This is a genomic window from Amycolatopsis sp. NPDC028719, assembly GCF_055565395.1.
The window spans coordinates 177,657-197,430 of sequence record NZ_JBVHUL010000014.1; the positions used below are offsets into that span (position 1 = coordinate 177,657).

Sequence of the window (19,774 nt, forward strand, 5' to 3'; positions counted from 1 at the left end):
TGGTGCTTCGGTGCGTTTCGGTCATCCCGATCGGCCTTCCGTGGTGGGGACTTATTGCTCACCCAGCCGGGTGGCGTCCTGGTCTGCTGCGAAGTCCGGGCGCCGCCGGCCGGCAAAGCGGGCGGGGCGGAACGCGTCGAGGAGCTCCTGGCCCCGGCCGGTCACGAGCTCGGTCGCGACCAGGCGGCCCAGCAGCGGCCCCAGGGTGACGCCGCTGTGCGACACGAGGCAGTAGACACGGGGGGAGCCGTACCCGGCGATCGTGTGGCCGTCCGCGGGCAGGGAACGGAACCCGACGCGCAGGTCGATTTCCGGGGCCGGGGCCGGTTCGGGAAGCACGGCCGAGAGCCGCCGGGCGATCTCGCGTGCGATCGGCCCGTCCGGGGACGGCGGGTCGGCCGGGTCGACGGTGGCGTTCAGGTCGAGAGCCTGCACGACGGTGTGCCCGCCGGCCGCGGGACGCAGGTTGAGCCCCGGCGAATGGACCACGCAGCGCAGGTCGATCCCGGGGGTGCGCACGTAGCCGAGCAGCCCGATCGCCGGCGCTCCCCGCCCGGCGTCGGTCAGCATCGGCAGGTCGATCCCGGCTCCCGCGGCGAGCCGCTCGCTCCAGCGGCCGGTCGCCAGGACGACCCGGTCGGCCGTGCGGACCTCGCCGCCGGCCAGCGTGACGGACACTTCGCCGGGGCCGTCGTCGATCGTGACGACCTCGCCGATCGTGAACGTCGCCCCGTGACGCTCGGCGTCCGCGAGCAGGTTTCCCAGCAGCCGGTCCGGCAGGACGTACCCCTCGCTCGGGAAGTGCGCGAACGACACCGCGTCCGAGGGGATCCGGAGTGCTCCGGCGATCCGCGTCGCTTCGTCGCGCTCGATCCACCGCACCGGATATTCCAGGGCCCGCAACCGGTCGACGTTGTCCGTGAGCCAGCGCGCGCTCGCGGCGTCCGCCCAGTGCAGGGCGCCGCTGGGGAAGTACGACGGCGGGCCGGGCAGCCGCCGGGCGAGGTCCGCGTGCTCGGCCATCCCCGCGACGTTCAGCCGGTGGTAGGCCGGGTCGAGCTTCCGGTTCGCGTTGGTCCACGCGAACGTCGTCGAGGTGGTCCCGCGGCCCGGCCGCCAGCGGTCCAGCAGCAGCACCTCCTCGCCGGCGACGGCGAGCGCCCGCGCGACCGCGGTCCCCAGCACACCGGCCCCGACCACGATGACCTTCATCCGCGAACCTCCCTTTCGAAGTGGACACAGTGGACAGTGCTCAGACGGCCGAAGCGGGCAGCTCGACGAAGAACTCGGCGGTACCCGGGCGGACGAGCGCGGTGACGACTTCGACGACGCTCCCGTCGGTGACGCGCAGCTCCCGGCGCCGCCGCATGGTCGCCGTGCCCGGTTCGCTGTCGAGCAGGCCCGCGTCGTGTTCGTCGAGGTTCACCGGGTCGAGGTAGAGCCGGATCGTGTCGACCGGCACGCCCCGGCGTCGCAGGTAAGCGAGGCTGACGAGGTGTTCGAGGTCCTCGTCCAGCAGGTCGGGAGCCACCGAGAAGAGCAGGACGTGCCGCTCGATCGACTGCGGTCGCTCGCGCAGATCCAGCTTGCGGCGGACGAGTTCGACCACGGCGGTGTCCGGCTCGGCGCCGGGCAGGGCGAGGACGGCGTCGGCGGCCGTGGTGATCCGCGCGGACACGATCTCGTGGCGGCCCGGAGCACCCTTCTCGGCGGTGCCGGGCACGACGAAGTTGAGCAGGTTGACCTGCCGCACGCCGTCCGCGACGAAGGTGCCGTGCCGCCGCCGCCGGACGGCCAGGCCCGCTTTCGCCAGGTCGTTGAGCACGCGCTGCGCGGTGGCGCGGCTGACGCCGTACTGGTCGCACAGGTCTTTCTCGGTCGGCAGCCGCGCTCCGGCCGGCAGCGCCCCGGAGTGGATCTGCTCTTCGATCGCCCGCTTGATCCGCAGGTGCAACGCCTCTGACATGAATTGACCGTACAATTGAGCAAATGTCCGGTCAAGTGCCGGTTCGCGGTCGTCGGCCGACAGCACGAAGGCCGCCTCCCGGACGAACCGGAGAAGACGGCCTTCAGCGCCGTGTCAGGACCGCCGCGTCACCCTGGCCCGTCACTGGCGGCGGCGAGCAGCGGAACGACCAGGTCGCTGATCGGTGTCGGGATGCCGTGCCGCCGTCCACATCGCCGCACGACGCCGTTCCGGACCTCCCATTCGAGGGGCCGCCCGGCCTCCCGGTCGGTCAGGATCGACGTGCCCAGGTCGGGCGGATAGGCCCGAAAGCCGGCGACGATCTCCTGCGGCACCGCGTCGTCGAGGTCGGCCCCCTCGGCCCGGGCCACGGCGAGGCACTCCCGCAGGTACGCGAGCCCGAGTTCGGCGATGTCGGCGCGGGCGAACATGCCGGCTCGCCTGCCGGTGAGGACCATGAGCCCGGCGAGCGCGTTCTGCAGGAGCTTGCGCCACGCCGGCGAAAGGAAGTCGGTCGCCGGCTCGACCGTGCACAGGCTCCCGGACAGCGCTTCGGACACCACGCGGCCCGGCTGGGTGTCCGGCACCGTCAGGCGGGCCTCGGCGCGCAGCCACACCGAGCCGTCGGCCTGGGCCTGCGCCGGAAACCACACGACACTGGGCAGCACCTGGCAACGGGGAGCGTGGGCCGCGACGGTGGCTTCCTGGTCGACCCCGTTCTGGAGGACGCAGACCACCGTGCCGGGCCGGCACAGCGCGGCCAGCCACGGCGCGGCCGCCTCGACCTGCGTCGCCTTGACGGCCAGGAACACGAGATCGGCCGGGACCACATCCTCGGTCACCTCGACCCGGACGGGCCCCGGCACCACGATCCGATCCTCCGCGGTCCGCAGCACGAGCTGGTCACGAGCCGTGCGGCCGTACAGCCTCGGCGTGCGTCCCGCCTGATGCAGCGCCGCCGCGACGGTCGTACCGATCGCCCCCGGACCGACCACGGCGACGTTCGAGGTATCGGGCATCGTCATCTTCCGATTGTCGCCCGGACCCCGGCAGCATGATCACCCCGGACCGCGCTTCGGCTCCCCTACCCCACCCCCAGCCGAGCGAAGCTGAAGGGCCGCAGCACTTCCGGGCGTTCCCCGTCGAGCGCCCAGTCCGCCAGCGCTTCGCCGACCGCCGGGGCCAGTGCGAAACCGTGGCCGCTCCACCCGGTGCCGGCGAACACCGACGCGTGGCCCGGCACGGTGTCGATGACCGGGATCAGGTCGATGGTGCTGGTGTCGGCACGGCTGGTGTCGACGGCGAGGACCTCGGCACCGGCCAGCGCCGGGAGGGTCGCGGCCGCGTCGGCCAGGCTGGCCCGCAGGACCTCCGGATCGGGCGTGCCGACGCCGCTCGCCGCATCCCAGCCCCCCGGCCGCCCGCCGGACAGCATCACCTGGCCCTCGTCGGTCAGCTTCACCGAAAGCGCGCGCCGGGTGTGCCCGACCTGGTGGTTGAGGGCGAAGCCCGGCGGTGACGCGACGAACGTGACCTGCGTGGCCTTCTCCCACACGGGCAGGCTCAGGCCGAACGAGTCCGCGAGCAGCCGCGGCACCCCCCGGTTGGCCGCGAGGACCACCCCACGGGTGACGCGCAGTTCGTCGCCCTCGGCCAGGCGCAGCGTGACCGAGCCGTCGGGGTGCGGGACCAGCCCGGTCACCGCGGTGTGTTCGAGAACGCGCGCGCCCCGTTCGCCGGCGGCCTTGTCCTCGCTCTCCGGAGTGCTCACCACCCCGGGCACCGGCGCCTACTCCGCCTCCAAGTACGCGATCGAGTCCCTGGCCGACGCACTCCGCATGGAGCTGCGCCCGTGGCGGATCCGCGTCTCCCTCATCGAGCCCGGCCCCATCCGCACCGACATGTGGGGCGACATGCTCGAGGACTACGACCGCATGACCGCGCACCTGGCCGGACCGCACCGGGAGCTGTACGCGTCCCACCTCACCGGGAACCGGAAGCTCCTGGCGCGGCTGCAGAAACTCGCGAGCGATCCCCGGAAGGCCGTCAAGGCCGTCGAGCACGCCCTGACGTCCCCCCACCCCAAGCGCCGCTATCTGCTCGACAGCCTCAGCCGGGTGCAGAAAGCCTTCGTCGCCCTCACTCCGACGGCCCTCAGCGACGCGGTCCTGGCCGGGGCCACCACGGCCAAGCCGGATTCCCGGCCGTGAACGAGGACGGCCCCGGCCGGGCTCAGGACCAGGCGAGGTCGCCGTCCCGGTCGACGAACCGCCCGGAGCCGGCGCCGGGCTTCTCGGTCGCGAGGCCGACGATGGCGTCCGTGCCTTCGGTCACGGTCTGCGGACCGCTGTGGCCGTTGAGGTCGGTCGCCGTGTAGCCGGGGTCGACGGCGTTGACGCGGATGTCGGTCAGCGCCTTGGCGTACTGGGTCGTCAGCATCGTCAGCGCCGCCTTCGAGGCGGTGTAGAGCGGCACGATGACCTTCGACTCGATCCGCGCCGGGTCGTGCGTGATGGCCAGCGAGCCCAGCCCGCTGCTGACGTTGATGATGACCGGGTCCGCCGACCGGCGCAGCAGCGGCAGGAACGCGGTGGTCGTCCGGATCGCGCCGACGACGTTGACGTCGAAGACCCCGAAGGCGTCCGCCGCGGTGAGGGCGCTGGGGTCGCCGACGGGGCCGTTGATGCCGGCGTTGTTGATCAGGACGTCGATCGAGCCCTCGTGCTCGGCGACGTTCGCGGCCGCGGCGGCCACGGAGGCGTCGTCGGTCACGTCGATGGGGACGAACCGCGCACCGAGGGCGGCGGCGGCTTCGGCGCCCAGTTCGGGGTTGCGGGCTCCGAGCAGGACGGTGTGGCCGAGTGCGACGAGACGGCGGGCGGTCTCACGGCCCAGCCCCTTGTTCGCCCCGGTGATGAAGGTGATCGTCATGGAGTCCACCTTCGTCCCCTCGCGGCGCCGCGGCCAGGGACGCCTCGACGGTAGGAACAGCAGTACCACCTCCGGCGGTGGCGGCTGCGGGATGATGGACGTCATGACCCCGCACTCCCCCACGCAGCTCGGTGCGATGATCCGCACCTGGCGGGATCGGCTGCCGCCGTCGGCCGCGGGACTGCCGGCGGCCCGGTCGCGTCGGGCGGCCGGCCTGCGCCGCGAGGAGCTCGCCGAGCTCGCCGGCATGTCGGTCGACTACGTCGTGCGCTTGGAGCAGGGGCGGGCCACGACGCCCTCGGCGTCGGTCGTGGCGGCGCTGGCACGCGCCCTGCAGCTGTCCACCGCCGAGCGTGACCACCTGTACCGGCTGGCCCGCCTCGCCCCGCCGGCGGACGGCGCGATCTCCGACCACATCCCGCCCGGTGTCCGCCGGGTCCTCACCCGGCTGGGGGACGTCGCGGTCGCCGTCTTCGCGGCGGACTGGCAGCTGATCTGGTGGAACCCCGGGTGGGCCGCGCTGCTCGGCCATCCCGCGTCCGCGCCGCCGCAGCTGCGCAACTTCGCCCGCGACCGGTTCCCGGTCGACGCCGGGCCCGCTCGCCTCGCGCTGTGGCCGGTGTCCGAACTGGACAGTGCGGCGACCGACGCCGCCGTCGTGTCGGACCTGCGCCGCGCCACCGGGCGCTTCCCGTACGACAAGCGCCTGGCCGAATTGATCCGCGTCCTGCACAAGGGAAACCGGCGCTTCGCCGAGCTGTGGGCGGCCGGCACCGTGACCGCCCACCGTGAAGACCACAAGACGATCGAGCACCCCGCGGTGGGACCGGTCACGGTGGACTGCGACGTGCTGACCGACGGCGACTCCGAGCTGAAGATCGTGATCATGACCGCAGCTCCCGGCAGCGAGGACGAGACCAAGCTGCGGCTCGCGGCGATCGTCAGCCCGGCGATCACCACGAGCGGCCCGGCCGACCACCGCTGACCGGCACCTGCGACGACCGCCGGTCTTAACCGTCCAAACGGGACCAGAACGCGGTCAGGGCGCGCGCCACCGGGTGGGGGTCCGTCACCGGCCACCAGTGCCCGACATCGGCGAGTTCGGCGATCTCGGCGCCGGCGGCCTCGCCCGCGGACCGGTGCTGCGCGGGCGTTCCACTGGCCTGGTCGGCGTCCGCGAGGGCGATCAGGGCCAGGCCGGGCCGCTGTCGCGCCTTCGCGAGACCGCGGCCCGCGTCGGCCATCGCCGGCTGGGCGGCCGACCGCAGCAGCGAAAGCACCGCCCGCCCCATGCCGTCGTCCATCCCGGCGGCCACGCGTTCCGCGACCGGGCCGGTCATCCCGAGCGCGCCGACGACCTCCAGGCGCTGCGCCAGCGTGCCGCCGAAGATCTCCTTCACCGAGGCCTCGCCCGCCCCCTCCTGTTGCCACACCTGGGCCCGCGCGTGCCAGACGTAGCCCGGGTCGAAAAGGCCGAGCGCGTCCGACGCCCAGCTGCGGATCAGATCCGGGCGGGTCATCGCGATCCCGGCGACGTGTGCGCCGCCCCAGTCGTGGCCGACGAGATCGACGGGTTCCCGGAACTGCTCCAGCCGCGCGGCGAGCCACTCGCGGTAGCCGTCGACGGTGGCGGAGAAGCCGTCCGGCGCGGGCACCCCGAAGCCGGGCGGGGACAGCGCTATCGCGTCGTCGCGGCCGAGCGCGGCGAGCAGCGGTCCCCACACGGCGGAGTTCTCGGGATTGCCGTGCACGAGTACCAGCGGAACAGCCATCTTCACTCCTAAGTTGCGTGCATGTATGCAAGTAAATGTAGCAGCGGACGGCGCGGGAGACCACTGGCCGGAAGCTACGGCGTGACCGCGAAGGCCGCGCGTACCGCGCGCATCGCCTCCCGGATGAGGGTGGGGACGTTGCGCACCGGAGGCTGGGCGATGAGCTGTAGACCGGTCCCCCGGACCAGGGCGACGACGAGCACGGCGGCCGCGGCCGGGTTCGCGTCGGGCCGGACGGACCCGTCGGCGACGCCCTGGCGGACCACGTCCGCCAGGAGCTGCCGGAAGTCGGCGTCCCGCCGGGCGAACAGCGGCGCCAGCACGGGGTCGGCCGCGATCGCCTCGCCCCACAGCTGCAGGAACGCGCGCGCCGACGGTGTCTGCCGCACGACGTGGCGCAGGTACGCCTCGATGATCCGCACCAGGTGGTCCAGGCTGTTCCCCTGGTAGGCGGGGACGTCGAACCGCTGCGCCTGGTCGAGCACGGCTTCCAGCAGCCGTTCCCGGCTGCCGAAGTGGTGGTAGACGATGCCGCGGCTGTAGCCGGCGGCTTCCCCGACCTCGGCGAGCGTGACGGCCCGCGACCCGCTGCGGGCGATGAGCGCCATCGCGGCGTCCAGCACGCGCCGCTCGGTCTCGGCGCGCCGTTGCTCCTGCGTTCGCCGGGCCGGGCGATCGGTCATGCGTCGTGCTCCTCTGACCGGGCATCGTGGTCCCCGAAGTCTGCCACGGCGTCCTTGCGCAGGTCCCCGCCCGTCAGCCGGCGGGGAAGTAATGACCGTTGTCCAGACCGGCGAGCAGGCCGGGCTGAACGGGTTTCCCAGCCGAGAGCCCGGCGGGTGCCGAGGTTGGCCGCCGGGTAGCTCCGGGTGACGATGTTCGCGAGGAACCCGAAGTAGCCCGGCACCATCAGCTCGTCCACGGGAATGCTCACGGCGGGCAGACCCAGCCGGGCACCGATGGCTTCGGCGATCTCGCGGAACGGGATGCCTCCGTCCCCCACCGCGTGCCAGTACCGGCCGGCCGGTCCCTTCTCCAGCGCCAAGCGGAACACGGCGGCGGCGTCGCGGATGTGCACGGCGTTCCACAGGTTCGCGCCTTCTCCGGGATAGCCGACGAAGCCCTTCTCCTTCGCCAGCGCGATCAGCCGCACGAGGAAGCCGGCGCGATCGGTCGTGCTGTGCGCGATGTTCGCGATCCGCACGACCGAAGACCGCACCCCCCGCTCGGCGAGGCCGACCACGGCGGTTTCCACGACGTTGCGAGCCCGCAGGGTGCCCTTGTGCTCCTCGCCGGCGGGAAGGGCCGGGTCCTCCTCGGTGGCCGGCCGGCCCAGGTTCCCGGGCGAGCCGATGCTCCCCGCCGCGACCAGCGGCTTTCCGGTTCCTGCCAGTGCTTCGCCGTACGCGAGCATGATCGGGACCTCCGCCGCGGCCACGGCGTCGAGCCCGCCGGACGGAAGCAGGTCCTGCCGGTGCGCGACGTGGATGACGCCGTCGGCATCCGCGGCCGCCTCCTTGAGCCCGTCGAGATCCTCGAGGTCGCCGCGACGCACCTTCGCGCCGAGCGCGGACACCGCCGACGCGGCCGTGTCCGACCGGGCCAGGCCGGTGACCTCGTGCCCGGCGGCGACGAGCTCGGGAATGATGTACGAACCGGAATGGCCGGTTCCGCCGGTGACGAAAACGCGCACGTTACCGCTCCTGGGAAATGTGGGGGTGCACTCAGCCGAAAACGCTGACGCCGAGGGCGAGGTCGAAGCTCCCCACGCCGTGGCGGGCCAGGCCCATCAGCAGCGGCCCCACCCCTTCCAGCCAGCGGGCCATCTCCAGGCCGCCGACATCGAGGGGACGCAGTCCGAGGCTTTCGATGAACGCCGACACACTCGCCTTGGCCCGCGCGTCGTCTCCGGCGAAGAACACGTCCAACGAGTGCCCCTGGGCCAGAACGTGGCCGAAGACGGTGTTGAACGCCTTCACGACGTGCGCACTCGCCGGGACGGCCTTGGCGATCTCCTGGGCACCGGAAGTGCCCTCAGGAGTGACCACTTCGGTGGCGTCGGCGTTGAAGGTGTTGGAGATGTCGACGATGACCTTGCCGCCCAACGCGTCCCCGTACCCACGGACCACGGCCACCGCGCCGGCGTAGGGCACGGCGAGCACCACGATGTCCCCCGCCGGGGCGGTGCCGGCCGTCCCGACGGTGGCCCCGTCGAGAGTGGCGGCCAATTCCTTGGCCTTCGCCTGGTCCCGGCCGATGATCTCGACGGCGTTGCCGCCGGCGAGCGCCCGGCGGGCGAGAGCGCCGGCCATGTTCCCCACGCCGATGACGCTGATGCTGCTCATGAAGTGCCTGCTTTCCGAAACTGGATGAAAGAGAGTTGATCCGTGCTCGTTCCCCGCCATGAATTCCGTTTCCGAATTCTTCGGCGAATTCGCTCGGACCCCCTTGACGATGCCCTTGGCCCGAGCCGGTGTCCAAGACCTCTTTCGGTCGCGGTGATAGCCTGAAGGCATCACCGGACCGGGAGGCGCCGTGGACCTGGACCTGCGCAAGCTGCGGTACTTCGCCGCCGTGGCCGACCGGTTGCACTTCGGCCGCGCCGCCGAAGAGCTGCACATCGCGCAGCCGGCGCTCAGCCGCCAGATCCGCGCGCTGGAGCAGGATCTCGGCGCTTCGCTGTTCACCAGGGATCGCCACGGCGTGGCGTTGACCGACGCGGGCCGGCAGCTGCTGACCGACGCCGGTCCGCTGCTGGCCTCCGCGGACGCGGTCCGCCGCCGGGTGTCCGCGGCGGCTCACGGCAGCCGGCGGCTCGTGGTCGGCTTCCGGACCGGCATCCCGGTCATCCCGGCGGCGCGGGCGTTCGAGGCCCGCCATCCGGACGTGGCCGTGGACGTGCAGCGCCTGGAAGGGGACGACCAGGCCTCGATGCTGCTCGACGGCCGCGTCGACATCGGCTACGTGCGCCTTCCCCTCGACGAGACCGGCCTGCGGGTGACTCCGCTGTACACCGAGCCGCTCATGGTGGTGCTGCCGGTGGGCCACCGGCTGGCCGGCAAGGAGGAGGTCACCGAGGCCGACCTGGCCGGTGAGCCACTGGTCTGGCACGCCGGCCCGGGCACGCACCCCACCCGGCGCCCGCACCCCGACTCCGGGCTCCGGGTGCGCGGGGTCGAGGAGAAGCTCGAGCACGTCGCGGCCGGCCGGGGCATCTCGTTCGTGGCGCGCTCGGAGACCGTGTTCTACTCGCGTCCGGACATCAGCTACGTGCCCGTCCCGGAACTCGCGCCGGGCCAGGTGGGCCTCGCGGTGGCGGCAGCACGCACCTCCCCGCTGGCCGACGACTTCGTCGCCGCGGCGCAGGCGACGGCCGAGATCACGGCGGAGTGCGGGAACCACGAGGCTTACGCAGAGGGCCGCGTAGAGGTGTAGGACTCCCGGAGAGTGAAGCGGGCCGCGGGGTCCACCTTTCGTGCGACTGTCCGACACCGCTTTCCGCTCCTAGGGTGATGAGCCATGACCACCGCCCTGAGGACCGAGCACGAAATCAAGCGATTCGAGAAATGGGACGCCAATGGGGACGGCGTCATCGATCGCACCGACTACGACGCGGAAGCGCGCCGCATCGTCGAGTCCTTCGGCGAAACCACGACCAGCGACCGCGGCCGGGCCGTGCGGGACGCCCTGCTCGCGATGTACCGGCGCCAAGCCGAAGCCGCGGGCGTCGGCCCCGACGGCGCCATGAACCAGGAGCAGTACCTCGCCGCCAACCGGGAACTGATGTACGACCGCGGCGACAGCGGTTTCGCGGACCTGCTCCGCCCGACCATCGCCGCCATCGCCGACCTGTGCGACACCGACCGCGACGGGTACGTGAGCAAGGTGGAGCTGCGCCGCTGGCTCGGCCCGGCAGTGGGCCTCAGCGACGCGGACTCCGACGCGACGTTCGACCGCATCGACCTCGACGGCGACGGCCGCCTCACCGTGGACGAGCTCGTCGACGCCGTCCGCGAATTCCACTATGGACGGTTGGACATCCCGCTGCTCGGCTGAGCCGACCGGCGGAAGCCGCGCAGTTCAGCACGAAGGCCAGTTGCCCCACCTGGAAAAGCGGCACCCGCCCGGTGGTAATCGATGGCGTGGCCGGCGGAGGGGCAGTACCCGGCATCGGCCGGCCTTCTGCCCGATCGGCGGGTCCAGAGTCAGCCCCGGGGCCGCCGCCCAGATGCCGGCCAACCGCTCGGGTACGCGCAGCAGGCATCCCGACAAGGCCATGCCGAGGAGGGGCCACTCCGGCTTGCGCGCTCCGATGGCCATCGAGATCGGGACGCCGATCGGGTGGCCGATGAGGAAGACACCGGCCGTGCCGGCCCCGTCCGTCTCCCACAGTTCGGCGATGAGGTGGTCGAGTGCGGCCGCGTTCGCGAGGAACACCGACCCGTCGGACGCCACGGGACTGCTGCCCCCGTACCCGGGCCGGTCGACGGCGATGATCGGGATCCCCAGGCCTGCCGCGCGGTCCAGCGCGGTGACCAGCCAACGCCGCTGTCGCGAGGTCGAACCGTCACAGCACCTGCCTCGCCGCACCTGCCGGCCTTTCGACACTCGTTGACCGCCACGCTCCGCACTCCGTAGGTTCGGTACCGACCGAGGAGGTCCGGAATGAGTCACCTGGTGCGATTCGCCGACGACACGGGCACCATCCGAGTCGGCCTGCTCACCGATGAGCGGCTGCGGCCGCTCGCGGTGGCGTCGATGAGTGAGCTGCTGCGCCACTCCGTGGCGGAGATCCGCGAGCTGGCCGAGGCCGCCGGGGAGCCCGTGTCCGCGGCCGGGGCGCGCCTGCTGCCGCCGCTGGACGGCCGGATGGAGGTGTGGGCCGCCGGGGTGACCTACCTGCGGTCCGAGGAGGCCCGCCGCGAGGAGAGTGCCGACGAGGACGTCTACGCGCGGGTGTACCGCGCCGAGCGGCCCGAGTTGTTCTTCAAGTCGGCCGCGTGGCGCGTGGTCACCGACGGTGAGCCCATCGCCATCCGCACCGATTCCGCCAACGACGTGCCGGAGCCGGAGCTCGGCCTGCTGCTGACCGCCGCCGGGGAGATCGCCGGGTACGTGGTGGTCGACGACGTCAGCTCCCGCAGCATCGAAGGCGAGAACCCGCTGTACCTCCCGCAGGCCAAGATCTACACCGGTTCGTGCGCGGTGTCGGCGCGGGTGCGACCGGCGTGGGAGGTGCCGGACCCGCTGGCGCTCGGCCTCCGCATGCGCGTCCTGCGCGACGGTGACGAGGTGTTCGCCGGCGAGGCCAGTACCGCGCAGCTCAACCGCAAACCGGCCGGGCTGGTCGAGTACCTGTGGCGGGACAACGACTTCCCCGACGGCGCCGTCCTTTCGACGGGCACGTCCGTGGTGCCGGGGCTCGATCAGGGGCTGCGGCCGGGAGACGTGGTCGAGATCGAGATCGCCGAGGTCGGCTCGCTGCGCTCCCCCGTGGTGCTGGGCGCCGACGAGGTACGCCGGGCGCTCGCAACGCGCTGAGGGAACGCGCCGCGTCAGAGGCGCGAGGCCGTCCGGACCAGCCCGGCCAGGGCGCGCGAGCGGCTGTGGGCCGGCCAGACGATGTGGGTGGTGACCGCCGGGGCGTCGCTCAGGGGGACGGCGGCGTGCTCGTCCCACAGCCAGGTGCGGGCGGACTCGGGAAAGACCGTCATGGTGCGGCCGAGGGCGATCAGCTGGGCCAGCTGCGTCTGGTCGTGGACCTCCGGGCCGGGGCCGGGCGGGTAGACGTCGTGGCGGGGCCAGCGGGCGAGCGGAAGATCCGGGACGTCCGCGATTTCGGCCAGCGACAACACCTTGCGCTCGGCCAGGGGGTGCCGCGCGGGCAGGATCGCCACCTGTCCCTCCGTGATCAGCTCGACGCTGTCGAACCCGGCGAGGGAGTTGAACGGCGTGTGCATGAGGGCCACGTCGGCGCGGCCGTCGCGCAGCATCCCGTCCTGTTCGCACATGCCGCTGGGCAAGACCTCGATCTCGGCGGCGCCGGGCTCGGCCGCGTAGGCGTCGAGGAGCTTGTTCAGCAGCTCGTGGAACGCGCCGGCCTTCACCGCCAGCACCAGCCGGTCACCGGGGCCGGCATCCCCGGCACGACGGGTGCGGCGGACGGCGGCGGTGGCCGCGTCGAGCGCCGCCCGCCCTTCCTGCAGCAGGATCTCCCCGGCGCCGGTCAGCGAGACGCCGCGGCGGTCGCGCTTCAGCAGGGCGACGCCGAGCCGGCGCTCGAGCTGCTGGATCGCCCGGGACAACGGGGGCTGGGCGATGCCGAGGCGTTCGGCGGCCCGGCCGAAGTGCAGTTCTTCCGCGACGGCGATGAAGTACCGCAGCTCGCGAGTCTCCACAGTGTCCACACCCCACCGTACCTCGCTGTGATACCGCCCGAGTATCACAGCGCACCGGATCGGTGTTGGCCGCCGCCCCCGGCCGCGCGTGAAGATCGACGGCATGAGCACGAACACCGTTTCCCTGCCCGGCGGCACCTGGTCCCTGGGCGAACTGACCGTCACCCGGTTCGGCTACGGCGCCATGCAGCTGGCCGGCCCCGGAGTCATGGGGCCGCCCGCCGACCGCGACGGCGCACTCGCCGTCCTGCGCGCGGCCGTCGACCTCGGCATCACCCACATCGACACCTCCGGTGCTTACGGCCCCCGCGTCACCAACGAGCTGATCCGCGAGGCGCTGCACCCCTATCCCGAAGCGCTCCACGTCGTGACCAAGGTCGGCGCACGCCGCGACGAGCAGGGTGGCTGGCCACCGGCCCGGCGGCCCGCGGACCTGCGCCGCGCGGTCCACGACGACCTGGGCACCCTCGGCCTCGACCGGCTGGACCTGGTGAACCTCCGCCTCGGCGACGCCACGGGACCGCAGCCCGGCTCGCTCGCCGAGGCCTTCGGCACCCTGGTCGAGCTGCAGCAGGAAGGCTTGATCCGGCACCTCGGCGTGTCCAACGCCACCACCGAGCAGGTCGCCGAAGCCCGGGCGATCGCGCCGATCGTGTGCGTGCAGAACATGTACAACCTCGCGCACCGGCACGACGACCGGCTGATCGACGAGCTCGCCGGCCAGGGCATCGCCTACGTGCCGTTCTTCCCGCTCGGCGGGTTCAGCCCGCTGCAGTCCACGGCGCTGTCGGCGGTCGCCTCGCGGCTGGGCACCACACCGATGGCGGTCGCGCTGGCCTGGCTGCTGCGGCGATCGCCGAACATCCTGCTCATCCCCGGGACCTCGTCGGTGGCGCACCTGACCGAAAACGCCGCGGGCGCGGCGATCCGGCTCTCCGAACAGGATCTGGCCGAGCTGGACGAGATCGGCTCGACGCGACGCGCCGACGGGTGATCCGCCCTGGGATCACCCGTCGGCCGGGCCGTGAGCGGAGGGGCGGAGCCCGTCCATCAGGAGGTTCAGCAGGCGAGCCGCCATCGCTTCGTGCTCGGGCGCGCCGGCCACGGTGAAGATGCCGATGAGGGCGGCGGCGATGTCTTCGGCGGGGACGTCGGCGCGCAGCTGCCCGCTCGCGCGGCCGGCTTCGAGGATGTGGTCGATGGCCGCGAGCAGCTCGGTCCGGGTGCGGGCATGGGCGATCTCCCCGGATTCGACCATCGCGAGCAGGGTGTCGACCATCCCGTTCTTGGTCGCGATCCAGTCGCCGAACAAGTCCATCCAGCGGCGCAGCGCCGCGGGCGGGTCGAGCTCGGCGAGGAGCTCACGGGCACCGGTGGTGAGCCGCGAGACCTGGTCCTGGTAGACCGCGTCGACCAGCGCCTCCCGGGTCGGGAAGTGCCGGTAGAGGGTGGCGATGCCGACCCCGGCTTCGTGGGCGATCGCCCGCATCGACGGCTCGGCCTCGGCCTCGGCCGAAGCGAACAGGCGGGTCGCCACGTCGAGCAGCTGCTGGCGGTTGCGGGTCGCGTCCGCCCGCGGTCCGCGGGGCTTGACGGCAGTCAAAACGGATCACGCTCCACTTGTGCTACCTTGAGGTCACTAACCGAAGCGTAGTCCGTTTACGCGCTTCGCGAGCCGTTACAGGAGGCAGGTGAGCATGAAAGACACCACGCCGGCGACCACGAGCCGGGCGGTCCGGTTCGAGTCGTTCGGCGGCCCCGAGGCCTTGACCATCCGCGAGGTACCCGTACCGCGGGCCGGCTCAGGAGAGATCCGCGTACGGGTCACCGCGGCCGGCCTGAACCCGATGGACTGGTTCATGACCTCCGACGCGGAGACCGCCGCGCGGTTCGGCTTGAGCCTGCCGTGCGGGTTCGGCACCGACTACGCCGGCGTCGTGGATCAGGTCGGTGCCGGCGTGACCGGGTTCGCGGTCGGCGACCGGGTGTTCGGCGGCGCCCTGTCCCGCGCGGTCGCCGACCACGTCGTCGTGGACGTGGCCGGGACCATCGCGGTCGGCGGCGAGGCGCACCCGACCCCGGACGGCGTCGACGACCGCACCGCCGCCGCGCTGGCCATCGCGGGCTGCACGGCGGCCGCGGCGGTGGCCGTGGTCGCCCCCGGCCCGGGCGACACGGTGCTCATCGGCGGCGCGGGTGGCGGGGTGGGCGTGTTCGCCGTCCAGCTCGCCCGCCTCGCGGGGGCGCGGGTGATCGGGACGGGGTCGGCGTCCTCGGCCGATGCCCTGCGCGCCCTGGGAGCCGAGCCGGTCACCTACGGCGACGGGCTGGTCGACCGGGTCCGCGCACTGGGTCCAAACGGCGTCACTGCGGCCATGGACCTGCACGCGACCGACACGGTGGCAGCGGCACGCGAACTCGGCGTGCCCGACGAGCGCATCACCACCATCGCCGGACTGGTCGACGGGATCACACCGGCGAACGGCGCCAACGCCCCCGAGAACGCCATCGAGGAGATCGCCGGCCTGGTGGCGGCGGGCCGGCTCCGGGTGCCGATCGCGGCGACCTTCCCGGTCGAAAAGATCCGCGAGGCGGTCGAGCTCCAGGCGGCCCGCCACGTGCACGGCAAGGTCGTCATCGACCTCTGAGAAGCGGTGAACCCGGTCGGGCGTGAGGCCACGCGGCCGACCCGGCCACCGTCCCCGGCCGGGGACGAACCGTGGCAGCCGGGCGGGGTCGAGGTCTGCCGGTTCGTCGAAGGTGGCCCGCTCACAGGACTCGGCCTCGGACAAGTGCACATCGGACAGTTCGCCCTCGGCGAGCCCGGCGATCAGCCGGGCGTCGTGGCCGGTGTGGTCGTGCGCGGCGAGGTTGACGAGTTCGGGGAACGCGCGGCGGAGTCCCCGGTCAGCAGGAACCGGTGGTCCACCAGCACATTGGTGCCGCTCGGGCCGTGTCCCGGCGTAACTCCCCTTTCACCGCAACGGAACTGTTCCGTCGTCTACCTCGAACGGGAACCGGCAGGAGCGGCGGTGCTCCAGGAATCTATCCCGGCCACCGTCACCCGCGCGATATCCGACCAGCTCGCCGAGATCGGCTACGCGCGCCCGTCGATGGACGCCCAGGCCGCCGATCCGCCGATCAGGCGGATCACCCTGGACATCCTCGTCGAAACCACGCGCACTCCCGAGCCGGCCACCGCGCTGCAGGACCTCGAACTCGGGCCTCGACCTGCTGATCTCACACCGCTGACCAGGTCGGCGCCGCCTACCTCACCCGGTTGACCAAGGTGATCGTGGCCGGCCTCGACGCGATCTGCCCATCCCCGGCCCGAGGGACCACATTCACCCGGTTGCCGCAGATCGGGCGACCCGTTGGGCCATTCGGTCCTCCAGATACCGACGTTCGGCGGTGGCCAGAGGTCCGAGTTGTCTGATTGGATCCCCTCCAGAAACGTTTTACAACGTTGTAAAAATGAAGGGTCTCGCCGATGAGAAGAGCCGCTTCCGTCCTCCTCGCCTTGCTGGTGGCGGTGGGCGTGGCGTCGGGAACGCCGCCCGCAGGTGCCGCCGAGCCGACCGTCCACGGCTTGAAGGCCGAATACTTCACGATGTCGGCGCCCGGGGCGCGGGACTTCGTGAACTCGGCCGGCACCGCGCTGGATGGGGAGGTCGACCATCCGGACCTGACTTCGATCTTCGGGGTGATCGCCGGGCGCACGGAGCACACGACCGCCCGGTGGACCGGGCAGCTCGCCGTGCCGCAGACCGCGGACTACACGTTCTACGCCATCGGTGACAACGGGTTCCGGCTGTTCATCGACGGCGCGCCGGTGATCGACCACTGGGTCGGGGACTGGGACACCGAACAGACCAGCGCGCCGGTCACGCTGACCGCCGGCAAGCAGTACGACTTCAGGCTGGAGATGTTCCAGGACGTCGGCGGCGCGAACATGTTCCTGCGCTGGTCGAGCGCGGGCATCGCGAAGCAGATCGTGCCGCTGTCCGCGTTCACGCCGCCGGCCGACTACCAGGTCGTGCCGCGCTCGGCGGAGGTCTCCCAGGACGGCCGCACGCTCACGGCCGGCTTCGACGGCCGCGTCTCGGGTGCGAGCGACTTGAAGGACCACCTGCGGATCGAGGTCGACGCGACGCCGATGCCGGTCTCGCTCGTCACGGCGAGCCGCGACCGGGTCATGATCCGGCTGGCCGAGAGGATCCTGAAGGGACAGCGCGTCAGCGTCTACTACGACGGCGCGGGTGCGCTCGCGGTGAACGGCAAGAAGGTCGGCAAGACCATCCGCAGCGTCGCGAACGCGTCGACCGAACGGCTCCGGACGCCGTGGGGCGAGAACGTCGACACGCGCCACCCGTTGCCGGAGTACCCACGGCCACAGCTCGAACGCGAGAAGTGGGTCAACCTCAACGGCCCGTGGGAGTTCTCGGCCGCCAAGGAAGGCCAGCAACCGGCGTTCGGCAAGAAGCTGCCCGAAAAGGTGGTCGTGCCCTACCCGATCGAGTCGCAGCTGTCCGGGCTCGAACGGCACGAGGACCACATGTTCTACCGCCGCACGGTCACCGTCCCGCACGACTGGAAGATCGGCGGCGGACAGCGTCTCAAGCTGAACTTCGGCGCGGTCGACTACCAGGCCAAGGTGTGGGTGAACGGCAAGGTCGTCGCCGAGCACACCGGCGGGTACACGGCGTTCAGCGCCGACATCACCGACGCGCTCAAGCGCGGCGGCGAGCAGGAGATCGTCGTCGCCGTCACCGACACGACCGGCCCGTACCAGCCCAAGGGCAAGCAGTCCCCCAACCCCAGCGGGATCTTCTACACCCCGTCGTCCGGCATCTGGCAGACGGTGTGGCTGGAACCGGTGGCGGACAAGGGCATCGACGAGATCAAGACGACTCCCGACCTCACCACCGATTCGCTGGCGCTGAACGTCAAGTCCGCGGGCAACGCCACCGTCACGGCGGTCGCCAAGGACGCGCGCGGCCGGCAGGTCGCCGCGGTCACCGGACCGGCGAACGCGAACCTGAAGATTCCGGTGCCGAACCCGCACCTGTGGACACCGGACGACCCGTACCTGTACCAGCTGGAGATCAAGCTGGGCGGCGACAAGGTCAAGAGCTACTTCGGCATGCGGTCCACCGGCATCACGAACGTCGGCGGCGTCCCCAAGCTGACGCTCAACGGCAAGCCGTTCTTCTCCCTGATGCAGCTGGACCAGGGCTTCTACCCGGACGGCCTGAACACCGCGCCGAGCGACGACGCCCTCGTCTTCGACCTGAAGGCGCAGAAGGACCTCGGTTTCAACGCCGTCCGCAAGCACATCAAGGTCGAGCCCGCCCGCTGGTACTACCACGCGGACCAGCTCGGGCTGCTGGTGTGGCAGGACTTCGTGTCCCTCGACGACGGCAGCAACCCCGCGGCGCAGCAGGCGTGGCTCAGCCAGGGCCTGGAAGAGATGCACCAGCTGCAGAACTACCCGTCCGTCTACGCCTGGATCGTGTTCAACGAGGGCTGGGGCGAGTGGGACAAGGCCGCCACCGGCCGGATCACCGACCAGGTCAAGGCCGCCGACCCGAGCCGGATCGTCAACGCCCACAGCGGGGTGAACTGCTGCGCCTCCAAGGGTGACTCGGGCGCGGGCGACGTCCTCGACCACCACGACTACAACAACACCGACCCGGCCCGCTCGGACGGCAAGCGGGCCGTGATGGACGGCGAGCACGGCGGCTTCACGCTGCGCACGCCGGGTCACCAGTGGCCGGGTGCGCCGATCGCGATCTACAGCGGGGTGGCGGACAAGGCGGCGCTGACGGCGAAGTACGTCGACAACACCCGCACGTTCTACCTCGGGCAGGCTCGGGCCGAGCTGTCGGCCTCGGTCTACACGCAGGTCACCGACCTCGAAGGCGAGCTCAACGGGCTCTGGACCTACGACCGCAAGCGCCTCAAGGTCGACCCGGGTCCCGTCCGCGAGATCAACCGGCGCGTGATCGAGGCCGGTGCCGACGCCGGTAAGCCGTACCCGTACGCGGGGAAGGGCTCGTGGAACCTCGACGAGCGCGGGGGAACGACCGCGAAGGACTCGAGCGGCGGCAAGAACCCGCTGACGCTCACCCCGACCGGCGCCGCGTTCAAGGACGGCGCGCTGCAGTTCAGCGGCGGTTCCGCCGACACCTACGGCCCGGTCGTCGACACGACCGGTGACTACACCGTGTCCGCGAAGGTGCGGCTCGACGAGCTGCCCGGCAACTACGCGACCGCGGTGAGCCAGGACGGCCGGGAGCGGGAGAGCCCGTTCTACCTGCAGTACGGGCAGGGCGCGTTCGCGTTCAGCACGCCCGGCGGCAACCGGGCCCGGTACGAGGTCGTGCCGGAGGTCGGCCGCTGGTACGAGCTGACGGGTGTCCATGCGGGCAACGAAATCCGGCTCTACGTGGACGGCGTGAAGGTCGCGACGGCCCCGGCCGGACCGGCGTCGGTCAGCACCGGCGCGTTCACGGTCGGGCGGGCCAAGTACGACGGCCGCAACGTCGACTTCTGGCCCGGCGCGGTCGGCGACGTCGGCGTGGTCGGCAAGGCGTTGACGGACACGGAGGTCGCCGGGCTTTCTTGACGCCTTCCGTGCCGGGACACGGCACACCTGCGACGCGGGTGCCGCACTGCCCAGTGCGGCACCCGCGTCGTCAATCCAC

General features: G+C 72.0%; 21 protein-coding genes. 9 read left to right on the plus strand and 12 right to left on the minus strand.

Annotated features, from left to right (window positions below; genetic code table 11):
- Nucleotides 1–51: 51 nt before the first annotated feature.
- The 4 genes from ACZ4TR_RS43945 to ACZ4TR_RS43960 form a co-directional block, all read right to left on the minus strand.
- Nucleotides 52–1,212, minus strand: a complete 1,161-nt coding sequence (locus ACZ4TR_RS43945; protein WP_465294374.1) for an NAD(P)/FAD-dependent oxidoreductase — start codon at nucleotides 1,210–1,212, stop codon at nucleotides 52–54.
- A gap of 40 nt (nucleotides 1,213–1,252) precedes the next feature.
- Nucleotides 1,253–1,966, minus strand: a complete 714-nt coding sequence (locus ACZ4TR_RS43950; protein WP_465294376.1) for a GntR family transcriptional regulator — start codon at nucleotides 1,964–1,966, stop codon at nucleotides 1,253–1,255.
- Between the two features lie 128 nt (nucleotides 1,967–2,094).
- Nucleotides 2,095–2,991 (minus strand): oxidoreductase, encoded by an 897-nt coding sequence (locus ACZ4TR_RS43955; protein WP_465294378.1) that lies wholly within the window; start codon nucleotides 2,989–2,991, stop codon nucleotides 2,095–2,097.
- A gap of 59 nt (nucleotides 2,992–3,050) precedes the next feature.
- Entirely contained in the window at nucleotides 3,051–3,737 is a 687-nt protein-coding gene (locus ACZ4TR_RS43960; protein ID WP_465294380.1) for an NAD(P)/FAD-dependent oxidoreductase, read from the minus strand.
- Here ACZ4TR_RS43960 and ACZ4TR_RS43965 point away from each other — a divergent pair.
- The gene (locus tag ACZ4TR_RS43965) at nucleotides 3,730–4,176 is read left to right on the plus strand and encodes an SDR family NAD(P)-dependent oxidoreductase (protein WP_465294382.1); all 447 of its coding nucleotides are present in this window, start codon (nucleotides 3,730–3,732) and stop codon (nucleotides 4,174–4,176) included. The genes ACZ4TR_RS43960 and ACZ4TR_RS43965 overlap by 8 nt on opposite strands.
- A gap of 22 nt (nucleotides 4,177–4,198) precedes the next feature.
- Here the strand turns inward: ACZ4TR_RS43965 and ACZ4TR_RS43970 are convergent, their stop codons facing one another.
- A complete protein-coding gene (locus ACZ4TR_RS43970) occupies nucleotides 4,199–4,897 on the minus strand; it encodes an SDR family NAD(P)-dependent oxidoreductase (RefSeq protein WP_465294384.1) in 699 nt (232 codons plus the stop codon).
- Between ACZ4TR_RS43970 and ACZ4TR_RS43975 the strand changes: the two genes are divergently transcribed.
- A complete protein-coding gene (locus tag ACZ4TR_RS43975; RefSeq protein ID WP_465294386.1) occupies nucleotides 4,896–5,882 on the plus strand; it encodes a helix-turn-helix transcriptional regulator in 987 nt (328 codons plus the stop codon). The genes ACZ4TR_RS43970 and ACZ4TR_RS43975 overlap by 2 nt on opposite strands.
- A gap of 25 nt (nucleotides 5,883–5,907) precedes the next feature.
- Here ACZ4TR_RS43975 and ACZ4TR_RS43980 read toward each other — a convergent pair whose 3' ends face one another.
- The 4 genes from ACZ4TR_RS43980 to ACZ4TR_RS43995 all read right to left on the minus strand — a co-directional run bounded on the left by ACZ4TR_RS43980 (nucleotide 5,908) and on the right by ACZ4TR_RS43995 (nucleotide 9,014).
- A complete protein-coding gene (locus ACZ4TR_RS43980) occupies nucleotides 5,908–6,669 on the minus strand; it encodes an alpha/beta fold hydrolase (protein ID WP_465294388.1) in 762 nt (253 codons plus the stop codon).
- A gap of 74 nt (nucleotides 6,670–6,743) precedes the next feature.
- Nucleotides 6,744–7,352: a TetR/AcrR family transcriptional regulator gene (locus ACZ4TR_RS43985; RefSeq protein WP_465294390.1), complete on the minus strand. Its 609-nt coding sequence runs from the start codon at nucleotides 7,350–7,352 to the stop codon at nucleotides 6,744–6,746.
- Nucleotides 7,349–8,362: an SDR family oxidoreductase gene (locus ACZ4TR_RS43990; protein ID WP_465294392.1), complete on the minus strand. Its 1,014-nt coding sequence runs from the start codon at nucleotides 8,360–8,362 to the stop codon at nucleotides 7,349–7,351. Before ACZ4TR_RS43990 ends, ACZ4TR_RS43985 begins: the two co-directional genes overlap by 4 nt.
- A gap of 31 nt (nucleotides 8,363–8,393) precedes the next feature.
- On the minus strand, nucleotides 8,394–9,014 hold the full coding sequence (locus tag ACZ4TR_RS43995; protein WP_465294394.1) for an NADPH-dependent F420 reductase: 621 nt from the start codon (nucleotides 9,012–9,014) through the stop codon (nucleotides 8,394–8,396).
- 190 nt (nucleotides 9,015–9,204) lie between these two features.
- Here ACZ4TR_RS43995 and ACZ4TR_RS44000 point away from each other — a divergent pair, with 190 nt between their 5' ends.
- Both ACZ4TR_RS44000 and ACZ4TR_RS44005 read left to right on the plus strand, forming a co-directional pair.
- Nucleotides 9,205–10,104 (plus strand): LysR family transcriptional regulator, encoded by a 900-nt coding sequence (locus ACZ4TR_RS44000; protein WP_465294396.1) that lies wholly within the window; start codon nucleotides 9,205–9,207, stop codon nucleotides 10,102–10,104.
- A gap of 84 nt (nucleotides 10,105–10,188) precedes the next feature.
- A complete protein-coding gene (locus ACZ4TR_RS44005; RefSeq protein WP_465294398.1) occupies nucleotides 10,189–10,725 on the plus strand; it encodes an EF-hand domain-containing protein in 537 nt (178 codons plus the stop codon).
- A gap of 24 nt (nucleotides 10,726–10,749) precedes the next feature.
- Here the strand turns inward: ACZ4TR_RS44005 and ACZ4TR_RS44010 are convergent, their stop codons facing one another.
- Complete coding sequence (locus tag ACZ4TR_RS44010; RefSeq protein ID WP_465294400.1) at nucleotides 10,750–11,259, minus strand: alpha/beta fold hydrolase; 510 nt, start codon at nucleotides 11,257–11,259, stop codon at nucleotides 10,750–10,752.
- 75 nt (nucleotides 11,260–11,334) lie between these two features.
- On the opposite strand from ACZ4TR_RS44010, the gene ACZ4TR_RS44015 reads away from it, so the two are divergent.
- Entirely contained in the window at nucleotides 11,335–12,210 is an 876-nt protein-coding gene (locus ACZ4TR_RS44015) for a fumarylacetoacetate hydrolase family protein (protein WP_465294402.1), read from the plus strand.
- A 14-nt stretch (nucleotides 12,211–12,224) separates the two neighbouring features.
- Here ACZ4TR_RS44015 and ACZ4TR_RS44020 read toward each other — a convergent pair whose 3' ends face one another.
- Nucleotides 12,225–13,067, minus strand: coding sequence for a LysR family transcriptional regulator (locus ACZ4TR_RS44020; RefSeq protein WP_465294568.1), 843 nt, complete (start codon nucleotides 13,065–13,067; stop codon nucleotides 12,225–12,227).
- A 103-nt stretch (nucleotides 13,068–13,170) separates the two neighbouring features.
- Here ACZ4TR_RS44020 and ACZ4TR_RS44025 point away from each other — a divergent pair, with 103 nt between their 5' ends.
- Nucleotides 13,171–14,061, plus strand: a complete 891-nt coding sequence (locus tag ACZ4TR_RS44025) for an aldo/keto reductase family oxidoreductase (RefSeq protein WP_465294404.1) — start codon at nucleotides 13,171–13,173, stop codon at nucleotides 14,059–14,061.
- A 12-nt stretch (nucleotides 14,062–14,073) separates the two neighbouring features.
- Here ACZ4TR_RS44025 and ACZ4TR_RS44030 read toward each other — a convergent pair whose 3' ends face one another.
- Nucleotides 14,074–14,670, minus strand: a complete 597-nt coding sequence (locus ACZ4TR_RS44030) for a TetR/AcrR family transcriptional regulator (RefSeq protein WP_465294406.1) — start codon at nucleotides 14,668–14,670, stop codon at nucleotides 14,074–14,076.
- Between the two features lie 94 nt (nucleotides 14,671–14,764).
- Here ACZ4TR_RS44030 and ACZ4TR_RS44035 point away from each other — a divergent pair, with 94 nt between their 5' ends.
- The 3 genes from ACZ4TR_RS44035 to ACZ4TR_RS44045 all read left to right on the plus strand — a co-directional run bounded on the left by ACZ4TR_RS44035 (nucleotide 14,765) and on the right by ACZ4TR_RS44045 (nucleotide 19,695).
- Complete coding sequence (locus ACZ4TR_RS44035) at nucleotides 14,765–15,715, plus strand: NADP-dependent oxidoreductase (RefSeq protein ID WP_465294408.1); 951 nt, start codon at nucleotides 14,765–14,767, stop codon at nucleotides 15,713–15,715.
- Nucleotides 15,716–16,099: 384 nt separating this feature from the next.
- Nucleotides 16,100–16,351, plus strand: coding sequence for a hypothetical protein (locus tag ACZ4TR_RS44040; protein WP_465294410.1), 252 nt, complete (start codon nucleotides 16,100–16,102; stop codon nucleotides 16,349–16,351).
- A gap of 206 nt (nucleotides 16,352–16,557) precedes the next feature.
- Nucleotides 16,558–19,695, plus strand: a complete 3,138-nt coding sequence (locus ACZ4TR_RS44045) for a PA14 domain-containing protein (RefSeq protein ID WP_465294412.1) — start codon at nucleotides 16,558–16,560, stop codon at nucleotides 19,693–19,695.
- Nucleotides 19,696–19,774: the final 79 nt, after the last annotated feature.

What these genes read in the sequence shown, in the direction of transcription:
- ACZ4TR_RS44045 (WP_465294412.1), top strand. Translation starts at nt 16,558, where the DNA reads ATGAGAAGAGCCGCTTCCGTCCTCCTCGCCTTGCTGGTGGCGGTGGGC.
- ACZ4TR_RS43985 (WP_465294390.1), bottom strand. Translation starts at nt 7,352, where the DNA reads ATGACCGATCGCCCGGCCCGGCGAACGCAGGAGCAACGGCGCGCCGAG.
- ACZ4TR_RS43975 (WP_465294386.1), top strand. Translation starts at nt 4,896, where the DNA reads ATGGAGTCCACCTTCGTCCCCTCGCGGCGCCGCGGCCAGGGACGCCTC.
- ACZ4TR_RS44005 (WP_465294398.1), top strand. Translation starts at nt 10,189, where the DNA reads ATGACCACCGCCCTGAGGACCGAGCACGAAATCAAGCGATTCGAGAAA.
- ACZ4TR_RS44025 (WP_465294404.1), top strand. Translation starts at nt 13,171, where the DNA reads ATGAGCACGAACACCGTTTCCCTGCCCGGCGGCACCTGGTCCCTGGGC.
- ACZ4TR_RS44035 (WP_465294408.1), top strand. Translation starts at nt 14,765, where the DNA reads ATGAAAGACACCACGCCGGCGACCACGAGCCGGGCGGTCCGGTTCGAG.
- ACZ4TR_RS44015 (WP_465294402.1), top strand. Translation starts at nt 11,335, where the DNA reads ATGAGTCACCTGGTGCGATTCGCCGACGACACGGGCACCATCCGAGTC.
- ACZ4TR_RS43955 (WP_465294378.1), bottom strand. Translation starts at nt 2,991, where the DNA reads ATGACGATGCCCGATACCTCGAACGTCGCCGTGGTCGGTCCGGGGGCG.
- ACZ4TR_RS43970 (WP_465294384.1), bottom strand. Translation starts at nt 4,897, where the DNA reads ATGACGATCACCTTCATCACCGGGGCGAACAAGGGGCTGGGCCGTGAG.
- ACZ4TR_RS43945 (WP_465294374.1), bottom strand. Translation starts at nt 1,212, where the DNA reads ATGAAGGTCATCGTGGTCGGGGCCGGTGTGCTGGGGACCGCGGTCGCG.
- ACZ4TR_RS43980 (WP_465294388.1), bottom strand. Translation starts at nt 6,669, where the DNA reads ATGGCTGTTCCGCTGGTACTCGTGCACGGCAATCCCGAGAACTCCGCC.
- ACZ4TR_RS43950 (WP_465294376.1), bottom strand. Translation starts at nt 1,966, where the DNA reads ATGTCAGAGGCGTTGCACCTGCGGATCAAGCGGGCGATCGAAGAGCAG.
- ACZ4TR_RS43995 (WP_465294394.1), bottom strand. Translation starts at nt 9,014, where the DNA reads ATGAGCAGCATCAGCGTCATCGGCGTGGGGAACATGGCCGGCGCTCTC.